Origin of the sequence: Rhodococcus sp. NPDC056960 (assembly GCF_042674125.1) — a bacterium.
Classification (GTDB): domain Bacteria; phylum Actinomycetota; class Actinomycetes; order Mycobacteriales; family Mycobacteriaceae; genus Rhodococcus_F.
The window spans coordinates 61,746-78,277 of the sequence record NZ_JBHURF010000036.1 but is presented as its reverse complement, the minus strand read 5'-3'; the positions used below and the strand labels follow the sequence as shown (position 1 = coordinate 78,277).

At 67.0% G+C, this 16,532-nt stretch carries 16 protein-coding genes; 9 read left to right on the top strand and 7 right to left on the bottom strand.

The features are described 5' to 3' along the window. The first annotated feature begins 27 nt into the window (after positions 1–27). On the top strand, positions 28–657 hold the full coding sequence (locus tag ACFTWF_RS39110; RefSeq protein WP_378466446.1) for a TetR/AcrR family transcriptional regulator: 630 nt from the start codon (positions 28–30) through the stop codon (positions 655–657). 146 nt (positions 658–803) lie between these two features. On the opposite strand, the gene ACFTWF_RS39105 is transcribed toward ACFTWF_RS39110, so the two are convergent. From ACFTWF_RS39105 to ACFTWF_RS39090, 4 genes are read right to left on the bottom strand one after another with little or no spacing between them, the layout of a single operon-like run. Continuing rightward, positions 804–2,177, bottom strand: coding sequence for an acetyl/propionyl/methylcrotonyl-CoA carboxylase subunit alpha (locus tag ACFTWF_RS39105; protein WP_378466445.1), 1,374 nt, complete (start codon positions 2,175–2,177; stop codon positions 804–806). A gap of 4 nt (positions 2,178–2,181) precedes the next feature. Beyond that, positions 2,182–2,397: a biotin/lipoyl-binding carrier protein gene (locus tag ACFTWF_RS39100; RefSeq protein WP_378466444.1), complete on the bottom strand. Its 216-nt coding sequence runs from the start codon at positions 2,395–2,397 to the stop codon at positions 2,182–2,184. Positions 2,398–2,442: 45 nt separating this feature from the next. Then, positions 2,443–4,020 carry an acyl-CoA carboxylase subunit beta gene (locus ACFTWF_RS39095; protein ID WP_378466443.1) on the bottom strand — a complete coding sequence of 526 codons (1,578 nt, stop codon included), beginning with the start codon at positions 4,018–4,020 and terminating at the stop codon, positions 2,443–2,445. After that, the gene (locus tag ACFTWF_RS39090; protein ID WP_378466442.1) at positions 4,017–5,570 is read right to left on the bottom strand and encodes an AMP-binding protein; all 1,554 of its coding nucleotides are present in this window, start codon (positions 5,568–5,570) and stop codon (positions 4,017–4,019) included. Before ACFTWF_RS39090 ends, ACFTWF_RS39095 begins: the two co-directional genes overlap by 4 nt. A 111-nt stretch (positions 5,571–5,681) precedes the next feature. On the opposite strand from ACFTWF_RS39090, the gene ACFTWF_RS39085 reads away from it, so the two are divergent. The 6 genes from ACFTWF_RS39085 (at position 5,682) to ACFTWF_RS39060 (ending at position 12,587) form a co-directional block, all read left to right on the top strand. Then, on the top strand, positions 5,682–6,128 hold the full coding sequence (locus ACFTWF_RS39085) for an acyl-CoA thioesterase (RefSeq protein WP_378466441.1): 447 nt from the start codon (positions 5,682–5,684) through the stop codon (positions 6,126–6,128). A 43-nt stretch (positions 6,129–6,171) separates the two neighbouring features. Then, positions 6,172–7,320, top strand: a complete 1,149-nt coding sequence (locus ACFTWF_RS39080) for a saccharopine dehydrogenase family protein (RefSeq protein ID WP_378466440.1) — start codon at positions 6,172–6,174, stop codon at positions 7,318–7,320. 154 nt (positions 7,321–7,474) lie between these two features. Continuing rightward, complete coding sequence (locus ACFTWF_RS39075; RefSeq protein WP_378466439.1) at positions 7,475–8,692, top strand: MFS transporter; 1,218 nt, start codon at positions 7,475–7,477, stop codon at positions 8,690–8,692. Between the two features lie 65 nt (positions 8,693–8,757). Further along, entirely contained in the window at positions 8,758–10,167 is a 1,410-nt protein-coding gene (locus tag ACFTWF_RS39070) for a flavin monoamine oxidase family protein (protein ID WP_378466438.1), read from the top strand. Between the two features lie 162 nt (positions 10,168–10,329). After that, positions 10,330–11,193: a phytanoyl-CoA dioxygenase family protein gene (locus ACFTWF_RS39065; protein ID WP_378466437.1), complete on the top strand. Its 864-nt coding sequence runs from the start codon at positions 10,330–10,332 to the stop codon at positions 11,191–11,193. Positions 11,194–11,348: 155 nt separating this feature from the next. Continuing rightward, positions 11,349–12,587, top strand: coding sequence for a helix-turn-helix domain-containing protein (locus ACFTWF_RS39060; RefSeq protein ID WP_378466436.1), 1,239 nt, complete (start codon positions 11,349–11,351; stop codon positions 12,585–12,587). 12 nt (positions 12,588–12,599) lie between these two features. Here the strand turns inward: ACFTWF_RS39060 and ACFTWF_RS39055 are convergent, their stop codons facing one another. After that, the gene (locus ACFTWF_RS39055) at positions 12,600–13,622 is read right to left on the bottom strand and encodes an MBL fold metallo-hydrolase (RefSeq protein WP_378466435.1); all 1,023 of its coding nucleotides are present in this window, start codon (positions 13,620–13,622) and stop codon (positions 12,600–12,602) included. 116 nt (positions 13,623–13,738) lie between these two features. Next, complete coding sequence (locus tag ACFTWF_RS39050) at positions 13,739–14,413, bottom strand: hypothetical protein (RefSeq protein ID WP_378466434.1); 675 nt, start codon at positions 14,411–14,413, stop codon at positions 13,739–13,741. Between the two features lie 123 nt (positions 14,414–14,536). Here ACFTWF_RS39050 and ACFTWF_RS39045 point away from each other — a divergent pair, with 123 nt between their 5' ends. Next, a complete protein-coding gene (locus ACFTWF_RS39045; RefSeq protein WP_378466433.1) occupies positions 14,537–15,070 on the top strand; it encodes a hypothetical protein in 534 nt (177 codons plus the stop codon). A gap of 86 nt (positions 15,071–15,156) precedes the next feature. Here the strand turns inward: ACFTWF_RS39045 and ACFTWF_RS39040 are convergent, their stop codons facing one another. Next, positions 15,157–16,062 carry a hypothetical protein gene (locus ACFTWF_RS39040; protein ID WP_378466432.1) on the bottom strand — a complete coding sequence of 302 codons (906 nt, stop codon included), beginning with the start codon at positions 16,060–16,062 and terminating at the stop codon, positions 15,157–15,159. A 194-nt stretch (positions 16,063–16,256) separates the two neighbouring features. Between ACFTWF_RS39040 and ACFTWF_RS39035 the strand changes: the two genes are divergently transcribed. Beyond that, entirely contained in the window at positions 16,257–16,526 is a 270-nt protein-coding gene (locus tag ACFTWF_RS39035) for a Rho termination factor N-terminal domain-containing protein (protein ID WP_378466431.1), read from the top strand. Positions 16,527–16,532: the final 6 nt, after the last annotated feature.

Here is a 16,532-nt window from a genome sequence, read left to right as displayed (position 1 = left end):
GTCGATCGGTTGTGTTTAAATACGGGCATGCCGAAGATCGTCGACCACCGCCAGCGGCGTGCCGAGATCGCCGACGCCGTCCTCGCGATCGTCGCCGAGGGCGGCGTCTCCGGCGTCACCGTGCGGGACGTCGCGAACCGCAGTGGCTGGTCCACCGGCGTGCTGAGCCACTACGTCGGTGGTCGAGACGACCTGCTGCAGTTGGCCTTCCGGCATTCCTTCTGGCTCTCAGGCCGTCGGCTGGCCGCGATCGCCGAGGACACCGGACTGGACCCGATCGAGCGGCTGGTTCGCATACTGACCGCGCATATTCCGCTCGACGCGCAGTCGGTGGCCTTCAGCCGGATCACCCTGTTCTTCTACGCCGAGGCAGCAAGCTCCCCGGACAAGCTGGGGCGAGAGATGATCAACTATCTCGCGTCGTGGCGCTCGACCGTCGAGGAACACGTGCGCGCGGCGCTGGCCTCCCGAGACCAGCCCACGTCCCGAGCGCGCGAGATCGGCGACTACCTGGTGGCGCTCATCGATGGTTACGCCAGCTACGCGGTGCTCGGTTCGAACCTCTGGGACACGGGCGATCCCACCGTCCAGCCCCCGGTCCGGACCTGGGTCGACTCGGCGCTCGCGATGAGTGCGCTCGACTCGGCACATCACTGAGCCCCGCTGCCGGCCATAGTTGCACTCCTGAGTTCGATCCGCGGGGCCCATCGCCCGGCCCGGTAGCAATGATTCGCCAGCGGCTGTGCCTCGCGCCACACACATCTGGGGCGTTCAGGGACGCTCCGTGGTGCACAGTGCACCCCTCACCCGGAGCTGTCGTCCCAGGCGGCGGTGGACTTCAGCCAGGACCGGTCCTCGACCAGCTCACGGCAGGTGCTCGCGCGCTCCCACTCCTCACTTGCGAGCAGCGCGCGATGGAACGGGATCAGCGTCGGTATGCCCGCGATCACGGTCTCGTCGAGTGCCTTGCGCATCGCGTCGGTGGCAGCGCGGCGGTCCTCACCCCACGTGATCACCTTGGCGATCATCGGGTCGTAGTAGGGGTGGACGTCGTCTCCTTCGGCCACCCCGGTGTCGACCCGCACTCGATCTCCGACCGGTGCGACGAACCGTTCGATCCGGCCCGGTCCTGGGCGGAAGCCCTTGGTGGCCGACTCGGCATTGACCCGGCACTCGATCGCGTGGCCGTGGATCCGCACGTCGGACTGGCCGAAACTCAGCGGCTCACCAGCGGCGATGCGGATCTGCTCCGCCACCAGGTCGAGCCCCGTGACGAGCTCGGTGACCGGATGCTCGACCTGGATGCGGGTGTTCATCTCGAGGAAGTAGAAGTCGTCGCCGACGAGCAGTCCCTCGACCGTGCCGAGGGAGTAGTAGTTCGCGGCTCGCGCTGCCCGCACCGCGATCTCACCGAGGTGCCTGCGCTGGGCGTCCGTCAGCAGCGGACAGGGCGCCTCCTCGACCAGCTTCTGGTGCCGCCGCTGCACCGAGCAGTCCCGCTCGAACAGGTGCACCATGTTGCCGTGCGTGTCGGCGATGATCTGCACTTCGACATGACGCGGGTTCTCGAGGTAACGCTCCAGGTAGACAGTGGCGTCGCCGAAGAAGCGTTCGCCCTCACCCGACGCGCCTTCGACCGCGGCGGCGAGTTCGTCGGGGCCATGGGCCACGCGGAACCCTTTTCCGCCACCGCCGCTCGCCGCCTTGGCGGCGACGGGATAGCCGATGGCGTCCGCGATCGCATAGGCCTTGGGGCCGGGGTGGATCGGCTCGGTATCGCCAGGAACGACGGGGACGCCGGCGGCCGTCACGGTTTCCCGCGCCCGGATCTTCGACGACATCATCTCCATCGACTCGGGCCCAGGGCCGATGAACACCAGCCCGGCCGACGCACACGCGCGGGCGAACTCCGGATTCTCGGACAGCAGGCCGTAGCCGGGATGAATCGCCTGCGCGCCGGTGGCGAGGGCGGCCTCGATGATGCGGTCGATCCTCAGGTAGCTCTCCGCGACCGGGGCTGCACCGATAAGCACCCCCTCGTCGGCCATCCGGACGTGCAGGCTGCCCGCGTCGACGTCGGAGTGGACGGCGACGCTCGCGATGCCGAGACGCCGCAATGTCGTGATGACGCGTACGGCGATTTCTCCCCGGTTCGCGACGAGAACCTTGTCGAACATGAGCTCAGCCCTCCAGCGTCACGAGGAGGTCGCCCTCGGAGATGCCGGCTCCGACGGTGACGTGGATCTGCGCCACGACTCCGTCGTCCTCGGCCTCGACCGGGATCTCCATCTTCATCGACTCGAGGATGAGCAGCACGTCGCCTTCGCTGACCCGGTCACCAGGTGCCGCGACGACTTTCCACACGGTGGCCGCGCATTCGGCAGCGATTTCATTCATGGTTGTTCTCCGTTCCGGTGGTGCGCAGTTCGCACCTGTTGGGTTTCATCGGCCACGGCGCCGGTCTGGGCGCGCCGGGCTCACGGCAGCGGCGAGCGCGCCCTGGCCGGCATCGAGGAATGAGGCCACGACCTCACGGGTCTCGCGCGGGTCGATCATGTGCTCCACGCCGAACGCCTCGACCGTCCGCCACGGATCGACGAGGGAGCCCATCCGGGCCTCGATCTCTGCCCGCATCCGGGCGGGGTCCTCCGCCGCCTCGATCTCTCGCCGATAGGCGGCCTCCACGCCACCCTCGATGGGAAGGTCGCCCCACTCGCCGCTGGGCCATGCCAGGCGCAGCCCGAGCCGGTCGGGATTCGCGGTCGCGGAAACAGCCAGGCCGTACGCCTTGCGCACCTGCACCGTGATGATGGGCACCGTCGCCTCGACCACCGACTGAATCGCGCGGACTCCCCATCGCATGACGTTGGCCCGCTCTGCCTGGGGACCGACCATGAACCCGGGAACGTCGACGAAGTAGAGGACGGGGAGGTGGAAGGTGTTGCAGAGGTTGATCAGCCGTACCTGCTTCTCGGCAGCGGCCGAGTCCATCGCGCCGCCGAGGTGCTGTGGGTTGCTCGCGAGGACACCGATGGGCATCCCATCGATCCGGGCGAGACCGGTGACGAGGCTCTTGCCCCACCTGGAGCCGATCTCGAAGAATGACCCCTCGTCGACCACAGCCTTGATCACCTTGGTCGCACGATAGGTCTGCCGTCGGTTCTCCGGGATGATGTCGAGGAGTTCCGGCGCACGGCGGTCGACGGGATCCTCGCACGTCGTGCGCTCCGGGAGCTCCCAGACGTTCTGGGGTAGATAGCTCAGCACCGCGCGGATCTGAGCGATTGCGTCGTCCTCGTCCCGCGCCAGGTTGTCGACGGCGCCCGAGCTGGTCGCCACCGGCCCACCGCCCAGCTCGTGCTTGTCGATGTCGAGACCCAGTGCGCGCCGAACCAGCGGCGGGCCCCCCGCGAAGATCACGGAATCCTTGGTCATCACCGAGAAATGGCTGGCCACGGCCCGTGCCGCGCTGGCTCCGACGGCGGCGCCGCTCACCATGGTCAGGACCGGCACCTCGTCGAGGAGCTCGAACGAACGAGTCCAGCTCAAGGAACTGGTGAGGTAGGCGTGTCCCTTGTCCTCCTGCGCCGCGACGTCGCCGCCGATGCCTTCGACGAACATCAGAAGCGGGATCTTGTATTCGTGGGCAAGGTCCTCGACGAAGCCACCCATCCCGCCCTTCATGCGGTCGAGGTAGGACTGCGGAGCGCCGGCGCGGACCGTGAAGTCCTCACCGCCGAGAGCGACGGGCCGGCCGTCCACCCTCGCCAGGCCGCACACGTAGCTCGAGGGAAGGGTGCCCAGCTTGTTGCCGAGCGCGTCGTATTCCTCGAAGACGGCGAACTCACCGATCTCGCTGAAGCTCTCGGCGATGGCGTCGATCCGCTCGCGAATCGTGTACCGGCCCTGCTCTTTCTGTCGCCCCACCCGGCGCTCACCGCCCAGGCTGCGAGCCTGGGTGCGGCGAACGTCGAACTCGGACAACGCGTCAGACCAGTTGAATCCATTGGATGCGCTCATCGGGGTACTTCCATGACGTCGGGCGACGTGATGTCGCGGGAGAGCAGGTGCTTCTGGACCACGCCGGTCCCGGCGCTGCGGACGAACTCGGATCCGTCGGTGACGGTGAGATATCTCGGCATGGCGAATCGGGGAAGCACCTTGCGGCAGTGCTCGATGAACTCCTCGAGCACCAGAGACTCACCGTCCGGGACGATGAAGACCTTGATCTCGTCCTCGCCGCCGTGCTCGTCGCGGACACCGATGACCACGCAGTCCTGAACGCCACCAGCCGTTTTCAGGCTGTGCTCGAGCTCCCAGACCGAGATGTTCTCGCCGCGCCGGCGCAAACTGTCCGTCCGGCGCCCGTCGAAGTAGAGGAAGTCGTCGCCGTCGAGATGCCCGGAATCGCCGGTGTGGAACCACAGGTTACGCCACGCCTCGACCGTCGCCTCGGGACGCCGCCAATACCCCAGGGCTGCGAGGTGCGGGCGCCGCGGACGGTAGAGGATCTCGCCCGTCTCGCCCACAGGCAGCGGTCGGTCGTTCTCGTCGACCACCTGAACGTCGATCGCGTCGTGAATACGTCCCGCCGCGCCGCGGCGCCGCTGCCCGACGCTGTCCATCGCGATGCCGTCGCACTCGGTCTGACCGAAGATCGTGAGCACTGGAATACCGAGTCGGTCCTCGAACGTCTCGTAGGCGACCTGCGGAACCGGGGCCCCGAGCAGACGGGTCAGGCGGTGCGAGCCCGGCTCGGGCAGCTCTGCCTGGGCCAGCATCGAGAGCATCGCGCCCACACCCGATGCCCACGTCGCTCCGAATCGTCGGACGTCGGTGAAGTACTCCGAGACGGAGAACCGGTCACGGAAGGCCATCGAGCCGCCCGACTGTATGCATGCCGTGAGCTGGACGTGGCCATCGACGTGGAAGAACGGGAGCGGGAAGTAACCGATGTCGTCGGCGCCGAGATCGAGCCGGTCGATCCACACCTCGGCGAGGTTGGAGAAGTACGCCCGCGGGAGCATCACCCCCTTGGCCGGACCCGTCGTTCCCGAGGTGTAGAGGATGGTCGCGAGTTCGCCGGGGCCGAAGCCGCGTTGCGCAGCATCGAGTTCGTCCAGCACCGCCTGGTGGACAGGCTCCACCGTCAGTTCGCTCATCGGCAGGACGTCCCCGGCCGTCGCATCGCGGACCGGCTCCAGGAGGTCGTCCTGACACGCGATCAGGCTGGGGTCGGAGTCGGTCAGGACATGGGACAGCATCGGGCCGCGGAGCTCGACGTTGACCGACACCTCGACCGCTCCGAGCCACCAGATGCCGAACATCCACACGACCCGGTCGATCGAGTTGCCGCTGACCAGGGCCACGCGGTCCCCTGCCGAGACGCCGCGGCGCCCGAGTTCCGCTGCCACACAGCGCGCCCGGTCGGCCAGCTCACCCACGGAGAGGACCTCGTGGTGGGACCGCAACAGCGGGCGGCCTGGGTCCCTGGCGACCGCGCGCAGCAGGTCGTCAACCGGGCTGACGCGGTCGACCGTGAGCGGTCGAGGCCTGCTGACGTCGTTCACGGGGGCTCCGTTCTTCGTTTGGGGTTTCTTATTTGAGACGTTTGTTATAGAACGGTACTCGCCCATCCGCTGTCAAGACCTGATGGAGATCGCCATGACCTGGAACACCCCATGAGCTGGACGACGACGGTGCACCCGTGGTCGTACGACTTCGACTACCTGGGCCACCTGACCGCCGCCGTCTACCCCAAGGCCTTCGAACAGGCGCGGGTGGAGTACCTGCGCGACCGTTGGAAGACCCGCAGTCCCGCGTATGTCGTTGCCGCTCATCGGATGCAGTACCTCAGGGAGATCCTCGAAGAAGACGGCCCGCTCCGGGTCGTGATCCGACCGGTGCGCCTGGGCCGATCGAGCATCGATCTCGCCGAGTTGCTCCTCGACGCCAAAGGCACCGTGTGTAACCGCTCCGAGGCGACACTCGTGGCCTGGGACGTGGAGGCGCGCGGCCCGCGGCCTCTCACCGCGGGCGAGCGTGATGCGCTCGAGGACGACGTCGACCACACGCCCGCCTCTCAACCCTCCGCAGGGTCCGATCCCTGCCGACACACTGGAGACTGAATCCACTATGGCTGTTGAATATCCCACCGGAACAAGGGTTCTCGTGACAGGCGGTGCGGGCGAGATGGGTGCCCACGCCTGCCGAGTGCTGGCCGACGCCGAAGAGATCGCCGAGGTCCTCGTCGCCGATCGGAACGAGCAGGCCGCCAAAGCACTCGCCGACAAGCTCGGCCCCCGGGCGACACCGCTCGCGCTGGACATCTCCGACCCGGACGGGCTCGCCGATGCACTCGCCGACATCGACGTCGTGCTCAACACGACGGGACCGTTCTATCGGTTCGGGCCTCTCGTTCTGCGCGCCGCGATCGCGACGCGTACGCACTACCTCGACATCTGCGACGATTTCGAGCCGACGCTCGAGATGCTCGAACTCGACGCCGAGGCACGCGAAGCCGGCATCACGGCGGTGATCGGGGTCGGCGCGAGCCCCGGCATCAGCAATCTCCTCGGCGTCCTGGCAATGGACGAATGCGACGAGGTGGAGACCGTCTACACGTCCTGGCGTGCATCCGGTTTCCAGCGTGCCGAGGTCGACACCAGTGTGACATCCTCCGCGGCGATCGAGCACTGGATCCACAACTGCACCGCGACCATCAAGGTGTGGCGCGACGGCGGCCTCGCGGACGCTCGGCCGCTCGAGGAGCGCACGATCAGCTACCCGGGTTGGGGTGAGGCGCCCGTCTGGGTGTGTGGTCATCCCGAGCCTCTGACGCTTCCCCGGACGCGCAGCGGAGTTCGAGAATCCCTCAACCTCATGACTTCTCGCCCGCGGTTGATGGAGGCCGTGATCCGCACGGCTGACCGGGTCCGTTCCGGCGAACTCGACGTGGCCGCGGCGAGCCGAGCCCTGGTGCTCGAACCGAGCACGATGGGATCCGCTGCGGGTCCCGCGCCGTCGCTGCCGGTGCTCTTCGCGCTTGCGGAGGGGACCAAGAACGGCAAGCGCGTCCGGGTCGGCGCTCGGCCTCTCGTCGTACCCGACGACAGCATGGGCACGATGACCGGCATCCCCCTGGCCGTGGCGACGCTCATGACAGCGCGCGGTCAGGTCGACAAACCGGGCGTCCACGGCCCCGAGGTCATCCCCGCTCGCACCTTCTTCGACAACCTGGCCCAGCATGCGCGCCTCGACCCCGACGGCGAGCGCCCGACCGAGGTCGTGGAGGTCGCCGTCGAGGAGATCACCGCCTGATCGCGGGGTGCCAGGGAGCGAGGCAGGCCGAGAAGGCAGATTGGGGCAGATCGCACCGCGCGTCGGCGGAGGATGGGGCGTATTGGTGTAGTCCCAGGTAGGGCCGCAGATGGAGTGTTCTACTTCACAGTCACTGCCCCGGAAGGAGTGCCCGATGACACAGGGCGCCACCAAGAATCACCACCGCACTGCGATCAAGCCGTCGGCAATACGATGGGCCGTGATGGCCGCCTACGCTGCGGCGCTCACCACCAGCACGATGACGTTCCTGACCTACGCCACGGTCACGTCGGGCGTACGAGTGGATTTCGGAGTCTCCGAGGCGTCGGTCGGGAACCTCGCGCTGCTCTCCCCTCTCTTCCTGGTCCTCCTCGGCACCGTCTCCGGCCGTTTCCTGGACCGACGGTTCGACACCACGCTCGCGGTGGGCGCCGCCATGATTGCGGTGGGACCACTGCTCCGCCTCGTCGATCCCTCGTCCTACGGATGGGCCCTCGCCGGACAGGTTCTGATCACCGCCGGCACCCCCTTCGTCGCCAACGCGATCACCAAGTACCCGGCCCGGTACTTCTCCGCGCAGGAGCGGCCCACCGTGATCGCTCTGCTCTCGGCAGCGTTCTACCTCGGAGTACTCCTGGCCGCCGTCACCGGACAGCCGCTGTACGAACACGGCGGAATCACGCTGCTGGTCGCAGTCCACGCAGCCGTCGGCACCGCCGCCGGCGTGGCGCTACTGATCATGGTGACGGTCGTCCGGGTGCCCGTGGCCGTGGTGGACCCCGAGCCTGCCGTCGCCCGGAGCCACCTCCGTCGAACCCGGGAACTCTGGATGCTCGCGGGAGTGATGTTCGTCCTCTTCGGCCTGTTCAACGCGTTCATCACGTGGATCGAGACGGTCCAAGACCACCTCGGCAATGCCGGGTTCGGCGGACCACTCGTGATCGCCCTGACCCTGGGAGGCGTCACGGGCGCCATCACCATCCCCGGTCTCGCGGCCAGGCGTGACGCCAGGCGCACCGCCCTGATCGCCATCAGCGTCGTCCAGGTCTTCGGACTCCTGGCGTTCGCGGCGACAGGCAATCACGTGACCCTGCTGGTGCTCGCCGTCGTCGTCGGCTTCTTCATGATGGCCGCCTTGCCAATCGTCTTCGAGTGGTCGGAGATCCACGCGGGCATTGCGAACGCCGCATCCGCAACGGCGTTTCTCACGATTCTCGGCAATCTCGGCGGCGTCGCGTTCGTGCTCGCCCCGCAGATGTTCCTCGACACGCCGCGGGTGATCCTCGTCCTGCTCGCCGCGCTGTCCATTCCGGGTGTCCTTGCGGCGCTTCGACTCCCCCGGACGCCGACGCCTCATCTCATCGCGGCATGAACCCCGAACCGGGCCGGCGAACGAACAGTAAACAACCACACAGCTTTTGGATGGAGCACGTAGCCATGAAACGCGAGACAGCCACCGTCGACGTCATCGTGATCGGGGCCGGCCTGTCCGGGCTGGTCGCGGCCCGTCGCCTCGACCAGGCAGGCATCACGTCCCTGCGGGTCCTCGAGGCCCGCGACAGGGTCGGTGGGCGCACCAAGGTCCACCAGCTCGGGAACGGTCGGTTCGCCGAGGAAGGCGGTCAGCTGGTCGGTCCCGAGTACAAACGGCTCATCGCGCTCGGAGAAGAACTCGGCGTGTCGACCTGGCCCCACCACGAGCACGGAAAGGCGGTGTTCGAGCGCCGCGGGCGCGTCATCAAGTTCAGCGGTTCGATGCCGTGGTCAGCGGACCCGATCGGTTCTGCGGACTTCACGCAGTCCTTGATCCGTCTGGACCGTTTGTGCAAGCGCAGCCCCGCAGACGACGCGCTGGCGACGCCGGAGGCAGCGAGGTTGGACGGCCTCACCTTCGCATCATGGGTGCAGCGCACGACCAAGACGAGTACGGCGCGCACGCTGTGGGCAATCATCGCCACGCTGACCCTCGGGGCTCGGCCGGGCGACCTGTCGCTGCTCTTCGTCCTCCGCCACCTGCGCTCGATCGGCGGTGTGGAGACTCTCCTTGCATCTCTCTCCGGCGGCAACGAGCGTTCCTTCACCGGCGGCTCCGCCGAGCTGAGCCTGAGGATGGCTGCCGAGCTCGGAGACCGAGTCGTCCTCAATTCTCCGATTCTTGCGATCCGCCAGTACGACGACCACGTCGAGGTCGACACGCCCGGCCACACCCATCACGCTCGCCGCGTGGTGATCGCGATGAGCCCTGCCGACCGCGCCGCCATCAGCGTGGATCCCCAACTCCCGCTACCTCAACGGACCATGGGCGAGCGTATGTCGATGATGCACGCCTACAAGGTCCATGTGGTCTATCGGGAGCCCTTCTGGCGGAGTCAGGGTCTCAGCGGGGCGACCATGAGCGACTCCGCGCCGTTGATGCTGACCTTCGACGACACCCCGCCCGGCGAGAAGCAGGGCGTCCTCGTCGGATTCGCGCGAGGCGATGGCGGGAGTTGTGCCGATCTGCCCGACCCGATGCCGCACGACGCGGTCCGGCGTCGCGAGGCCGTCCTCGCGGGCCTGGCCCGTGCGTTCGGAGAGGAAGCCCTGCACCCCGACGAATACCACGAGACGAACTGGACCGACGAGCGCTGGACGACGGGGTGCGTCCCGACCTGGCCGCCCGGACTCCTCACCACGTGCGGTCCGGGCTACGCCGCCCCGGCCGGGCGTCTGCACTTCGCCGGATCGGAGGCCTCGCCCACGTGGCCCGGCTCGATGGAGGGTGCGGTCATTGCCGGAGAACGGGCGGCGGTCGAGGTCGCTGCCCTGACCGACGCCGAGCCGGCCAACGTCCTGGCCTCCCGCTAGCCACATCCCCGCATCGGGCGATGGTGCACCCTGCACTCACCCTGATGCGCAATGGTGTGGATCGCAGCGCGTCGGACCGCGAATCTGAGAGCGGCATCACAGCACGACGGTAGTCAGGCGAAGCCGATTCGCCTTGGACACGAACGAGATTGGAAAGAGACCATGACTGGAGCCACCACAGCAAGCCTGCGCAGGGTGAATAGCGACGCGCCGATCGACGAGATCGTCGGCATCGTCCACGAGGATGGCGGCGTCATCATCAAGGGGTTTCTGACCCCCGAGCAAGTCGAGCGCTTCAATTCGGAGGTCGAGCCCGCCATAGGCGCGATCGCGCCGGGGGCGAAGATCGACGATGAGACCGTCCAGGAGTTCTTCGGTTCCCAGACCAAGCGGCTGACCAACATGGTCACCCACAGCGAGGTGTTTCGGAAAGAGATCGTCGACCACGACCTCCTCCACGCCCTCGGCGATGCCATCTTCCGCGAGGAGGCGGGGAGCTACTGGATGGTCACGGCTCAGGTGATCGAGATCGGTCCCGGAAGCCCGGCACAACCCCTGCACCGGGACCTGGAGAACTGGTACCCGTTCCTCAGCCTGGGCCCCAAGGGACCGCAGACCGGGGTCAACTTCTTCATCGCCCTGACCGAATTCACCGAGGCGAACGGCGCCACCCGGGTGATTCCCGGCAGTAACCGCTGGCCGGACTACGAGGACCGCGGCACCCCGGAACAGACGATTCCGGCGACCATGAATGCCGGTGACGTCCTGCTCTTCAGTAGCAAGGTGGCGCACGGTGGCGGCGCGAACCTGACCACAGACTTCCACCGCCGCGCGTTGAGCATCGGCTTGGGGCCGAGCATCCTCACCGGCGAGGAGGCCTACCCGTTTCTCGTCTCCATGGACACGGCCCGCTCACTGTCGCCTCGGGTGCAGAGTCTCATCGGTTTCCGTTCCCAGTACCCCACGGGCACCGCAGGCCTGTGGATGAGCGACTACCACGAGCTCGCAGACTATCTGGAACTCTGAGCCGCCCGCTTCGCGCGCGGAATCTCACAACGCCTGAGTGCCCCGCCCGGGACGCCCACCCCGTGTCCAATTTTCACACGGATGGCGCCCCGGGCGCTTCGGGGCGATATGTTCGAGGCGGTCCACGCAATTTCGGATCCGCCGGCTAGGGAGGCATGGTGAAGAAGTCAGGCCACCCGGGGCCGACACCCTCTCCTCGGGTATGCGAGCTGTTCCGGGACCTCGCCACACGAATGCAGGCGACCGTGGCCGCGGTCGCCGACGAAGCCTGGGACGCCGGACAGCGCAGCCTCGAGGATCCGACGTTCGCCGAGGACCCCATGCTCGCCGAGCTGGATCGACGCTTCACCCACTCCACGTTGGCCCATTGGCTCGTGGCCAACATCGACCACCCGGGGCAGCTGGTCGAGCCGACGCTCCTCCCGGACTTGGTGAAGCATGCACGCGACCTGGTGCTGCGCGGCGTCGACACTGACGACGTCGATGCGTGGCGGGCATCGCAATGGGTCACGTGGTGCTGGTGGTTGAAGGGGTGTTTCGACGCTACGGATGACCTCGAGGAGCTGCGAGAGCTGGTCGAGATCTCAGCTAACTCGCTCACAACCTACTTCTACGATTTGATGGCAGCGGTGTCCGCCCATGTGGACGAGGTGCGGACCGAGCTCGCTCGCGGACCGCTGGTCCAACGTCTAGCGACGGTGCAACTGCTGCTTCAGGGAGCCTCGATCACCCGCGGTCGGGCAGAGGCGCAGCTCGGCTATGCGCTGACCGGTCACCACCTCGCCGCGATCGTGTGGGTCGATTCGGAGGACCACGTCGGCGGGCTCGAGGTGGCGGCGGAACAGCTCATGCGCGTGTGCGGCGCGGAGCGCCGGTTGACCCTGGTTGCCGGTTTCGCGGCACTGTGGGTGTGGCTACCGGTGACCCGGGCGCCCCTCGCCTCTGACCTCTCTGCAATCGTCGCGGACATCCCCGGGGTTCGCATAGCCCTCGGCCGGGCCGGGCCGGATGTCAACGGCTTTCGGCGCAGTCATCTCGACGCCGCCGCGGCGCAGAATCTCCTGGCGCGTCTCGGATCCCGCCGCCGTACCGTGCGGTTCGAGGACGTCCAGCTGATCTCCCTGCTGGCGTCCGACGTCCCGGAGGCACAACTCTTCATCACCGACACGCTCGGTGCGCTCGCGACCGCCGACCGCGCACTTCGCCATACAGTGCGGGTTTTCATCGCTGAGCAGTCCAACATCTCCAAGGCGGCCGAGAAGTTGTATGCGCACCGGAACACAATCGACCGACGGCTCGCGCGGGTCGACGAGCTGCTGCCGCGCCCTTTGGCACAGAACCTGACCGCCGTCGACACCGCGCTGGCCCTCGTCGAGCTGCAAGAGGACGACTGACTCCAGCGGTGATCAGGGCGCGCGCGGGGTGTCGTCGAGCACGGGTCGGCTCCATGTCTGTTGCGAGCCTTCACCTTCCACGACGAGACCGAGGTCGCGGAGCTTGGCGATCGTCATCATGGTGTTGAACATGGGGTTCGGGTTCGCACCCGAGGCACCGAGCTCCTGCGAGCGCGCAACGAAGGCTTCCACGAACGCCGGTAGGTCATTGATGCCACCGGCGAGCAGTTCCTGTGCGGCGTCGTCGAGCGCCGCAGCCTGATCGAGCAGTTTCGTCAGGCGTTCGGCCGCGGTCCGACGATCGAACACCTCGAACGCATGGCCCTCGGTGACGACGTCGACGGCACCGGTCTCGACCAGCGTCAGAGCCTGGGCGGCGGCGGCAAAGATGTTCAGCTGGTTGGCGTCGTGCATCGCTCCGCACGGGCCGTTCGGTTCGTCGGACAGGTGCAACAGCCGCGCCTCGGGAAGGTGGACGACCACCTGGCCGGCGCAGTGCCCCCGGGTGCGGATGACCTGAACGGCACCGCCGCCGAACGACCAGCCCGACACGTGCTGAGTGCCGATGACGAGATGCTCGAGCGGGAGCTCCTCGTAGGTCCGGGTGATGTCGGTGATGGGAACGTACGGTTGGTACATCGCGAGCAGCTGGCGAGCCGCCGCAGAAGGATCTTCGAACCCCGGCACCAGGCCGGACACGCGACCCAAACTCGTTATCCAGTAGGACAGTCCGTCGTCGTGATACTGGCCCGCGTCGTGCGCGCTGACGAAATGCTGCACATTCGCGTGATCGATCCCCTCGCCCAGCTCGGTGACGAGGTCGTTGTTCGCGACATGATCAGGGTGGCCGTGGGTCGTGAGGAGCAGAATCTTCGACCACGGGGCGAGGTCGTCGGCAGCGGACCGAATCGCGTCGCGGAACACCGACGTCGCACCGCTGTCGACAAGCACCAGCAGATCCCCGGCTCGGTGAACGATCACGTTGCACACGTCCGGCCGGCCGCCGACCAAATCCAACTCTTGACCGACGATCATGCGTGTTCGATCGTCGATCTCGATCTGCTCACACAGAGTCACTTTCTGGTTCTAGCACGCCATCCGATTCGTCCGCGGCGGATCACGTCGAAATGTCGAAATGGCAGCCACTCCGTTCACGGTGACACCGACACCCGCGCGGCACCGACGGTCGCGACCAGCACCATCACAACCGCCAAGATCACGCAGACGAAGGCGACCGGGTCGGTGTAGTACCCGAACGCCGCCGCCACGGCGACACCCGCGGCGGTCGCAGCGAGCGCACCGACCGGTAGCACCAGTGCGAGCGAGCGCACCGTCGCCGTCCGGCGCTCATCGCCCGCGGCGGTGAGCACCCACCACACCGCCAGCAGGGCGCACCCGTATGCCGACACCGCACTGCCCGCGTAGAGCGCCAGCACCAGCGACATCTCCACCGCAATACCGACGGCGGCCGTGAACCAGACGTACAGCAACACCAGCGTCGGCGAGAGCCCGACCGTCACACCGGCCAGACCCGCGGCGACCGTACGACCCAGAAGGAAGGTGCGCCGCCGACGGCGTTCGTCCTCGCCCGCGTCGTCGCGGACCATTCGCCACCCGGACAACCACAGCACCGCGCCGCACCCGGCGCCGGCGATCGTGCAGCCGGCGAGGAGGACCACTACCGGAATCCACGGCTGTGTCAGTGGGGCGAACCCGGAGACGTACCCCATCGCATACGGACGCGAGGTCCGCCAGGCAGACACCACCACCGCGATCAGCCCGGCGACCGAGCCCACTCCCCCGAAAATTCCGATCTGTCTCCCCATCAGGCCATCCTGTCACTCGCCTTTGCTCGCGGGCGGGCAGTTTCACCCAAACCATGCCGATCGGTTGGTTTTTCCTGCACCATTCTCATCGAACACTTCAACCCGACGAACAGGACATTCAGGATGCGCATGATCGCCCGCACCACCCTCGTTGCCGCCGCGGCCATCCCACTCGCCGTTGCCGCTGCCGCACCGGCGGCCGCGGCGGAAGCCACCGACGTCACCTTCGCGTTCAACGTCAGTGGATCGGCCGTGACCAACACGATCACCAACAACACCGGCGGCGTCATCGGCTGCACGACCTCGCTCGCACCCGCTCCCGGCGGGGTCCTTCCACCCGTCGACGACGTCGTCCGCAACGGGCAGACCCTGTACCAGCAGGACGACATTCCGGCCGGCACCACAACGCAATTGGTCACCGAGGTACCGGACGGCTCCTATGTTGCCCTCGCCTCCTGCTCGCGCGCCGGGGACGACCCCGCGATGTGGGTGTCCGACTATGCCGGCATCGAGAAATACCTGATCCAGTTCCCCATGACCGCCTACACCGTCCAACAAGCCTCCACCGTCGTCACCGTCCCCAGCGTCGACCCCGCACCGCCCGCCGCCGAGAACCTTCCCAGCCTCGCGGATCTGGGCACCATTTTTGGCAGCTGATCGCGACCGCCAATCCGAAGGACGCGGCGGCTCCACCGCAAGGGCCGCCGCGTTGCACTTACCGGTCGGACGAACTCCTGATCGAATTACTGGAAGTAGGATGCGTAGGCGCTGAAGGGAACCTGGCCGGTGGGGCTCGCCTTCACGGCGTCGGCAACCGCCGACGGAATGGGAGCCCAGTAGGCAGGCATCGCGGCCGCCAGGGACGGGTTCAAGATGTAGAGCAGCGCGAAATTCACTATCCAGAGCGGCGGCGCCATCGACATGCCGACCTCCGAACTCACTCCACCCTTGGTGTTCGTCACCAATTGTGCTGCGCCCGAGATCTGTTGCGCTGCGAAGCCGTAGACCGCTTGCACCGTGTATGCCGACTGGTAGAGCGCGATCAGGGATCGTGTCGCACCGTTGTCCCGCAACCAGGTGCCCACGAAACCGCCCGGAGCGATCAGCGAGTTCACCTGCCTCGTCGGCGCGTCCGCGTTGGCCGGACTCTCCAGCAGCCCGCTGGGATTCACGTAGAGACCGTAGCTGGCCAGCACCGACGGTGTGGACTTGCCATCGACATTCGAATAGAGGGGTCGGCCGTTCGTATTCGTGAGAATGTCAGCGCATGCTTCGATCACCTCGGCAGCGTCGCGGTTGCCGCCGACTCCGCCGCCGGTGATGAGGTCGTGATACTGCTGCTCGGACAACGCGTCAGCCCGGTTGAGCCCCACCTGGCCGGCAATCTCGTCCGCCGCTTGCTGACCGAGTGGCTGGTTGAGCTGATCCGGACCGGTCATCTGCGTGGGTGCCACGCGCTCGTAGCCGGGTGCCCCCGAGAACGGGACCGCGAACCCGGTGTCGACGTCAGCCGCCGGTTCGCCGCTCGCCGTCTCGGTAGCCGTCAGAGGAAGAAGGCACACTCCGACCAGTGCCAGCACCCAGACGGTCCTGCGGTGGAGGGTCGCTCCGCGTCGATGCCCCGAACCCGCTAACCCTATGCCGCGCATACGTCAACCTCCCAGGACACCGTCGGGCGAGCCAACACAATGTCCAAGTCAAACGCCGCGACGAACGCCGTGTCAAGACCGCGCGGCGACTCGATCGGGGGTACCGACCGCCGCCTCGGGCCTCGTTTGAGAGGTCAGGGGCACGGGTAGGCGGAAGAGAGGCGCCGAACGGTCGACGATGGGAGGAGCACGAGATGGCACGCAACGATTCGCAACCCCAACTCAAAGACGAGAAGATGTACGAGGAATTACGCGACAAGGGTGATTCCAAGGAGAAGGCGGCCCGCATCTCCAATGCGGCGGCCAATCGTGGTCGAAAGAATGTCGGAAAGTCGGGCGGGAAGTCCCCATCCTACGAGGACTGGACGGTCGACGACCTGAAGAAGCGCGCCAAAGAGCTGGGTTTGGAAGGCTATTCGAAACTGAACAAGAAAGATCTCATCGACGCGCTTCGCAATCATTAGCCGGGA

Excerpts from the sequence above, each read along its gene's own strand:
- ACFTWF_RS39110 (WP_378466446.1), top strand. The coding sequence starts at position 28 with ATGCCGAAGATCGTCGACCACCGCCAGCGGCGTGCCGAGATCGCCGAC.
- ACFTWF_RS39105 (WP_378466445.1), bottom strand. The coding sequence starts at position 2,177 with ATGTTCGACAAGGTTCTCGTCGCGAACCGGGGAGAAATCGCCGTACGC.
- ACFTWF_RS39100 (WP_378466444.1), bottom strand. The coding sequence starts at position 2,397 with ATGAATGAAATCGCTGCCGAATGCGCGGCCACCGTGTGGAAAGTCGTC.
- ACFTWF_RS39095 (WP_378466443.1), bottom strand. The coding sequence starts at position 4,020 with ATGAGCGCATCCAATGGATTCAACTGGTCTGACGCGTTGTCCGAGTTC.
- ACFTWF_RS39085 (WP_378466441.1), top strand. The coding sequence starts at position 5,682 with ATGAGCTGGACGACGACGGTGCACCCGTGGTCGTACGACTTCGACTAC.
- ACFTWF_RS39075 (WP_378466439.1), top strand. The coding sequence starts at position 7,475 with ATGACACAGGGCGCCACCAAGAATCACCACCGCACTGCGATCAAGCCG.
- ACFTWF_RS39070 (WP_378466438.1), top strand. The coding sequence starts at position 8,758 with ATGAAACGCGAGACAGCCACCGTCGACGTCATCGTGATCGGGGCCGGC.
- ACFTWF_RS39065 (WP_378466437.1), top strand. The coding sequence starts at position 10,330 with ATGACTGGAGCCACCACAGCAAGCCTGCGCAGGGTGAATAGCGACGCG.
- ACFTWF_RS39060 (WP_378466436.1), top strand. The coding sequence starts at position 11,349 with ATGGTGAAGAAGTCAGGCCACCCGGGGCCGACACCCTCTCCTCGGGTA.
- ACFTWF_RS39055 (WP_378466435.1), bottom strand. The coding sequence starts at position 13,622 with ATGATCGTCGGTCAAGAGTTGGATTTGGTCGGCGGCCGGCCGGACGTG.
- ACFTWF_RS39050 (WP_378466434.1), bottom strand. The coding sequence starts at position 14,413 with ATGGGGAGACAGATCGGAATTTTCGGGGGAGTGGGCTCGGTCGCCGGG.
- ACFTWF_RS39045 (WP_378466433.1), top strand. The coding sequence starts at position 14,537 with ATGCGCATGATCGCCCGCACCACCCTCGTTGCCGCCGCGGCCATCCCA.
- ACFTWF_RS39040 (WP_378466432.1), bottom strand. The coding sequence starts at position 16,062 with ATGCGCGGCATAGGGTTAGCGGGTTCGGGGCATCGACGCGGAGCGACC.
- ACFTWF_RS39035 (WP_378466431.1), top strand. The coding sequence starts at position 16,257 with ATGGCACGCAACGATTCGCAACCCCAACTCAAAGACGAGAAGATGTAC.